Raw genomic sequence first — 7,063 nt, forward strand, 5'->3', positions numbered from 1 at the left:
GATGCCGTGTTGGTGTTTTCTTTTGTGGGGATGCAAACCCAGGAAGTTGAAGTCAATGGGCGGAGTTCAATCAGTGTAACTTTAGGAGAAGATGTCATTGGTCTGGAAGAAGTTGTGGCTATTGGATATGGTACCCAGCGTAAGTCGGATGTTACTGGTTCGGTGGGCGTTGTTGATGCGGCCGATATTTTGGAGCGTCCCTCATTCAATGCCCTCCAGGGAATGAAAGGTAAAGTTGCCGGTGTGAATATATTTTCCAACTCAGGTTCTCCAACCGGAAGCACCCGGGTGATTATTCGTGGTGTGAACTCCATTACAACCAGTACCAATCCGCTTTATGTGGTCGATGGTGTGGTGATGGAAGATTTTCACCTGGTAAACCCGAACGATATTGAACGGATTGAAGTGCTGAAAGACGCTTCTTCTGCAGCGATTTATGGGGCGCGCGGAGCCAACGGTGTTATCTTGGTTACCACCAGGCGCGGTGCTAAAACCGGAGAAATGGTTGTTGGTTATGACGGTTATGTTAGTGTCGGAAAAATCCGTAAGAAAATGGACGTGATGAACTCTGAAGAGTGGTTGGAAGTAATTAAGCGGGGGTATGAAAACGCGCCAAAATACCGCGATTACGATCCGGGTGAAGAACCTACCATTGATTTTACCGACCCACGCCTGTTCGATTCTAACGGGAAACCATTGTATGACACCGACTGGCAGGAAGAAGCGACACGTACTGCCGTTTCGCACAACCATCAGCTAAGCATTCAGCAGGGAAATGAAAAGTCGTCTGTTGGTGCTTTCTTGAACTATACTGAGACACAGGGGATTATGCTGAGCTCGTGGATGAAGCGGGTGAATGCGAAAATTGCCTATGATGCCAAACCAACCGACTGGATGGACTTTGGTATTAACATGCTGATAAATAAAACCTGGGAGAATGAAGTAGAAGAGGGTGGTGGGCACCAGATGCCGCGTCGCTCGATGATTGAAGCCGTACCCATTTTGCCTGTTAAGTTTCCTGACGGTAGCTGGGCCAATACGTCAAGCACCACAAATTTTCCGTTGGAAGGAATGGCCAACCCGGTCCACGTGCTAACCACACAGGAACGTTTAAGAAACCGCACCCAGTTTTTTGGAAACGCCTTTTTGAATTTCCATATTCTACCAGGCCTGGATTTGAAAACCCAAATTGGTCTGGATAATCACATCCGCCAAAACAAAGAATACAGCCCGAAAGATTTGCTGAATATTTCTTATCCAAATGCATGGGCCAACGTGAACGATTATGAAAGCCTTTACTGGCAAGAAGAAACTTACCTGTCTTTTAATAAATCCATTGATGATCATCGCATCAACTCCGTGTTGGGGATGAGCTGGCAGGAGCGGGTTTACCGGCAAAATACCATCAACGTATCGGGATTTTCTGACGATTTCTTCAAATATAATAACGTAGGCGCTGCCAGCAATCCTTCAGCTCCTGGTTCATACTACGAACGGTGGGCGATGAATTCCTACTTTTTCCGTTTTGGATACTCTTACAAAGACAAATACCTGGCAACGGTTACCGCTCGCGCCGACGGTTCTTCGCGCTTTGGAGAGAATAACAAATATGGGTATTTCCCTTCCGGAGGATTGGGATGGGTGGTTTCAAACGAAGATTTCATGAGCAATTCCTCCTTGATTGATTACCTGAAGTTGAGGGCAAGTTATGGTATTACCGGTAACACCGAGCTTTCGACGTACCGATCGCTGGCGACTATTTCCGGCGGAACTGTCTTGTTGAATGGCGCTCGCGAAAACTATAGTGTGGTGACCCGCCTGCCGAACCCCGACCTGGAATGGGAGAAGACGTCGCAATTTGACGTTGGTTTCAACCTAACCATGCTCAACCAGCGGGTAAGCCTGGAAATGGACTATTATTACAAATTGACAACTGACTTATTGCTCGGGCGTCCGGTGCCACACTCTACCGGTTTCACTTCGGTTACCGATAATATTGGCTCCGTCTCCAACCAGGGGATTGACTTTTTGTTGACGACTCAAAACGTTGCTACCAGCGATTTCAATTGGGAATCGACCCTGAACCTGAATTATAACAAAAACCAAATTGAAGAGCTGGGAGAAAATGATGAAGATATTTTTCCCGGGCCATGGTGGGTTTCAGGTAGCCAAACAATCTTGCGTGTTGGCGAATCGCTGAGCTCGTTCTACGGATACCGCCGTTTGGGAACCTGGGGTACCGATGAAGCGGCCGAGGCTGCTGCTGTTGGCGCTGTTCCGGGTGTTGCCAAACGTAGTGCCGAACGGGAAATTATTGGTAAAGGGTTGCCTGATCTTACTGGGAGCTTTATCAACCGGTTTAACTACAAAAACTTCGACTTGATGGTTGACCTGCAATTTACCTTGGGCGTTGAAATTATGCAGCAATTTTTCCACTCCACCGAAGACCGTACTGGCTATGCCAACGGATTAACTACGATTCTTTACGACGGTTGGACCGAATCGAATCAAAATACCATGGTTCAGCAGATCCGGAATGCACCATTAAATGGACAAAATTCTGAAGTCGATGACCATTGGGTGGTTGACGGATCTTACCTGAGAGGAAACTTGATTTCGCTCGGATACACGTTTGATGGTAGTTTTCTGGCCCGTACCGGCTTGAAATCGTGCCGTGTTTTCACCAGTGTTGACAACTTGTTTGTGCTTCACTCCGACGACTTCAAAGGATATGATCCGGAAGCAACATCTTGGGGTGGCGATCAGTGGGGGCAGAATATTTTCTTCTTCCAGTATCCAAAGCCAACTACGGTTACATTTGGTGTCAACGTTAAATTTTAATCAGAGAATTTAAACAGCAAAACATTATGAAAAGAATACTAATCATTATAATGGCTCTCGCGGTTCTTTCCTCATGCGATGATTTTCTTGCGGAAGAACCCCGAAGCGAAATGAGTGTGGACCAGTTTTTCAGTTATCCTTCTCATGCCTACAATGCGGTGAATATTTTGTATCGAAGTGGAGCGCCAACATTTTATAGTGCTGGAGTTTACGCAGGAAGCCGTGCCATGTTGGGCGGATACATGTCGGGCTTGTTCGACAACGACTATAAAGGACAAGAAGTTCACGTACAACACAGCCAGAATCTGACACTGAACGGAAATAACCTGGCTGGTTATTTCGATGGATCGTGGGATGCTTGCTACCTGGCAATCTCGAGAGCGAACCTGGCCATTGCCAAAATTCCGGATACTCCCAATCTGACCTCGGACGAGATTAACCAGTTATTGGCTGAAGCCCGTTTTTTTCGTGCCTTCAACTATTTCTACCTGGTGAAAACCTTTGGCGATGTTCCCTTAATTATGGAAGCATATTCTTCGTTGGAGGATTTGTACGTTGAGCGGACTCCGGCGGCACAAGTTTATGGACAGATTGTGGAGGATTTGAAATTTGCCGTAGATCAAGGAGGCTTGGCCAATATTCCAATGCCAGAGAATGGCTTTCGTATTTCGAAAGCCACTGCTGCAGCTGTGTTGGCTGATGTTTATTTGAATATGAGTGGCTTCCCGGTTCAGGATGACAAGTACGCTGAAGCTGCAACAGCTGCAAAGTCCATCATTAGCAGTGGCAATTTCTCACTCATCGAACATGGTGCCACCGAAGAGCTAAGTGCCTACAATGTGATTCGCAATTCGGACACTGAATCGGAGTACATTTATTCCATAGAATACGATGCCAGTATTTCTGAAAATTATTGGCAGCCCGCTCTGTCCTACCCGAACAGCGCCACGGCCTGGGGGATTTTTCAATATTCGATTACCAACAATGCCTATAAACCGATGCCAGAGTTCTTGTGGATTTACGATGAAGCGAATGATTTACGCGTTCAGGAAAAACAGTATTTCCATTCAAGCTTAACCTACATGGATGAGGGCGAAGAAATCACGAAGACCTTTGAGACTTCGCCCTATCTCTGGCATAATGACGAAGCACTTTTCGAAACGGGGCAAAACAATAAGGATATGGTCGTCTACCGCTATGCCGAAGTGCTGCTGATTGCTGCTGAAGCCATTGCTCAATCAGAAGGCGTGACCAGCGAAGCCATTGGTTATCTGGCGGATGTTCGCGCCCGTGGATACTGGCAAACCGATCGTAGTGCGATTGTTGCTGAACTGACGGGCTTGTCGGTTGATGATTTTGTTGAAGAAGTTTGGAAAGAACGCTTGCGCGAACTGGCGCTGGAGTATAGGATCTGGTCTGATGTTCAGCGTACACGCATGTTTCCGGTTACTTCAGAGACAAACAAAGGCGAGGTTAGTTTTGAAAATGTAGTGGGTCACACCACCGTTTGGGACAAAACCTTCCAGGAATCACATCTGCTTTTCCCAATTTCTGAAAATGAAAGACAGCGTAATCCGAACTTGACTCAAAACACAGGATATTAATCTTTTTTTGTAATTGAACAGCAAGCACCGCCAAAACTCTTGGCGGTGCTTATTTTTAAAGGTAATTTTAGGTCCGAAAATCAAACCCTGAATAAACATGACAACATTAAAACTGAGCGCAGGCTTCCTGTTGCTTTTTACGGCTGTCGCCGGATGGATTGGATGCTCGCAGCAGAAAACAACAACGGAGAAAGAAAAAATTGATTTTGTAGATCCATACATCGGATCTGGAGGGCACGGACATGTTTTTGTTGGTGCCAGTGTGCCATTCGGAGCCGTACAATTGGGGCCAAACAACGAAACCCAGGGTTGGGACTGGTGCTCGGGATACCACTACTCTGATTCCATCTTGATTGGTTTTGCCCACACGCACCTCAGCGGAACCGGAATTGGCGATTTGGGCGATGTGCTGTTCATGCCTGTTGCCGGCAGTTACACGCATGAGTCTGATCCCGAAAATCCTTACGATTGGAAATCATCATACACCCATGCCAAAGAAGTGGTGGAGCCGGGCTATTACAGCATTTATATCGATCGGCACCAGGTTGATGTTGAGCTGACCACCTCGGAGCGGGTTGGCTTTCATAAATACGACTTTGAAGAGGGTGACAACTCCAAAGTAATTATTGACCTGCGCTACGGAACCGGATGGGACCAGTTAACCAGCGGCTTAATCGAGCAGGTGGATGAAACCAGTATTCGGGGATTCCGCTTTTCACGAGGTTGGGCCAACGATCAGCGGGTATTTTTCAATACCGAATTTTCAAAAGAAATCAAGCGTTTTGAAATCATTCATTCATCAGATGAACGTGGTGTAGCTACAGCCATCATAGAGTTTGAAGGCGCAGGCGAATTGCTGGCCAAAACAGCCATTTCACCGGTCAGCATGGATGGTGCGGCCAACAACTTGGTTAGCGAAATTAACCACTGGGATTTTGAAGCCGTGAAGGCAAAAGCGCAGCAGCAGTGGAACCGTGAACTGGCCAAAATTAACATTGAAACAGAAAATGAAACGGACAAAAAAATATTCTACACAGCCCTGTATCACACCATGATTGCGCCATCGCTGTTTAATGATGTGAATGGCGATTACCGCGGAGCCGATCGCGAAGTTCACCAAAATCCGGGTTTTGAAACCTACACCACTTTTTCGCTGTGGGACACTTACCGGGCGGCGCATCCCTTATTTACACTGGTTCAACCTGAGCGGGTCAATGATTTTGTGAATTCGATGTTGGCCATTTATCAGGAGCAGGGTAAGTTACCCGTGTGGCACCTGATGGGCAACGAAACCAACACGATGGTGGGCTACCACGCTGTTCCGGTCATTGTCGACGCTTACCTGAAAGGCTTTGATGGCTTTGATGCTGAACTGGCCTTTGAGGCAGTTAAGGCGTTTGCCATGCGCGATGAGCGGGGCCTTGATTTCATCAAGGAAATTGAATACATTCCGGCCGACAGCCAGGTGGAGTCGGTAGCCCGTGCAATGGAATATGCTATCGACGACTGGTGCATTGCGGCTATGGCCAAAGCGATGGGCAAAACCGAAGACTTTGAGCTGTTCGCCAAACGGGCTAAATATTACCAGCATTATTTTGATGAGAGCCGGGAATTTATGCGGGGCAAAATGTCGGATGGCAGCTGGCGAACTCCGTTCAATCCCTTCTATTCGCAACACCGCGAAGACGACTATTGCGAAGGAAACGCCTGGCAGTACACTTGGCTGGTGCCGCACAATGTGGAAGGATTGGTTGAACTGTTTGGAAGCGAGGAAGCGTTTATCACCAAGCTGGATAGTTTGTTCTCCATTGAGTCGATAAAGGTGGAAGGCGCTTCGGCTGACATTTCCGGACTGATCGGACAATACGCCCATGGTAACGAACCCAGTCACCACATTACTTATCTATATGCCTATGTGGGGCAGCAATGGAAAACGGCAGAGAAAGTGCGTGAAATTTGCAATACCTTATATTCCGATCAACCCGATGGCCTGAGTGGTAACGAAGACTGTGGGCAAATGTCGGCCTGGTATATTCTTTCGTCCATGGGATTTTACCCGGTCAACCCGGCCAATGGCTACTATGTGTTTGGCAGTCCGTTGTTTGACCAAGCGGAAATTGCCCTTCCCGAAGGCAAAACCTTTACCATTCAAACGGAAAATAACAGCGCTGAAAACATTTATATTCAATCTGTTGAGTTGAATGGCGAATCCCATGAGCGTTCGTACATTTCGCACGAGGACATTGTTAATGGTGGCAGCCTGAAATTTGTGATGGGACCGGAGCCCAACCGAAACTTTGGTGCGGCGCCGTCAGCGCGGCCATCTTCAGCCTACTAAACGAATGAATTCGACTGCATAAAGAAAGAAATAGCAATCAGCCGGTGAGTATTTTTTATCGGCTGATTTTATTAGTTCATAGAACGTACAAAATCGTACCTAAACCAAATGATGAACCGAACAGTTTTTAAGTTGCGGTCATTATTCTAAATTTTTGATATAACCATGAGAAAATTAGCTATTTTATTTGCCCTGCTTTTTAGCGTTTCGGCCTTGCAGGTCAACGCACAGGAGCTGCAACCGGTTGATTATGTGAATACCCTGATGGGTACCGATTCGG

General features: G+C 46.9%; 3 protein-coding genes. All 3 read left to right on the plus strand.

Annotated features, from left to right (window positions below; all coding sequences use genetic code 11):
• Positions 1 to 2,841, plus strand: a 2,841-nt coding sequence (locus AAC033_RS17655) for a TonB-dependent receptor (protein WP_339740569.1), incomplete at its 5' end; no start/stop codon positions are given.
• Between the two features lie 26 nt (positions 2,842 to 2,867).
• Positions 2,868 to 4,445, plus strand: a complete 1,578-nt coding sequence (locus AAC033_RS17660; protein WP_339740571.1) for a RagB/SusD family nutrient uptake outer membrane protein — start codon at positions 2,868 to 2,870, stop codon at positions 4,443 to 4,445.
• A gap of 97 nt (positions 4,446 to 4,542) precedes the next feature.
• The gene (locus tag AAC033_RS17665) at positions 4,543 to 6,783 is read left to right on the plus strand and encodes a GH92 family glycosyl hydrolase (protein WP_339740573.1); all 2,241 of its coding nucleotides are present in this window, start codon (positions 4,543 to 4,545) and stop codon (positions 6,781 to 6,783) included.
• Positions 6,784 to 7,063: the final 280 nt, after the last annotated feature.

The sequence above is a fragment of the uncultured Sunxiuqinia sp. genome (genome assembly GCF_963974515.1).
In the GTDB taxonomy this organism is placed as follows: Bacteria; Bacteroidota; Bacteroidia; order Bacteroidales; family Prolixibacteraceae; genus Sunxiuqinia.

Bases quoted from the DNA above. Each gene is read 5' to 3' on its own strand.
- AAC033_RS17660 (WP_339740571.1), top strand. From the start codon at position 2,868: ATGAAAAGAATACTAATCATTATAATGGCTCTCGCGGTTCTTTCCTCA.
- AAC033_RS17665 (WP_339740573.1), top strand. From the start codon at position 4,543: ATGACAACATTAAAACTGAGCGCAGGCTTCCTGTTGCTTTTTACGGCT.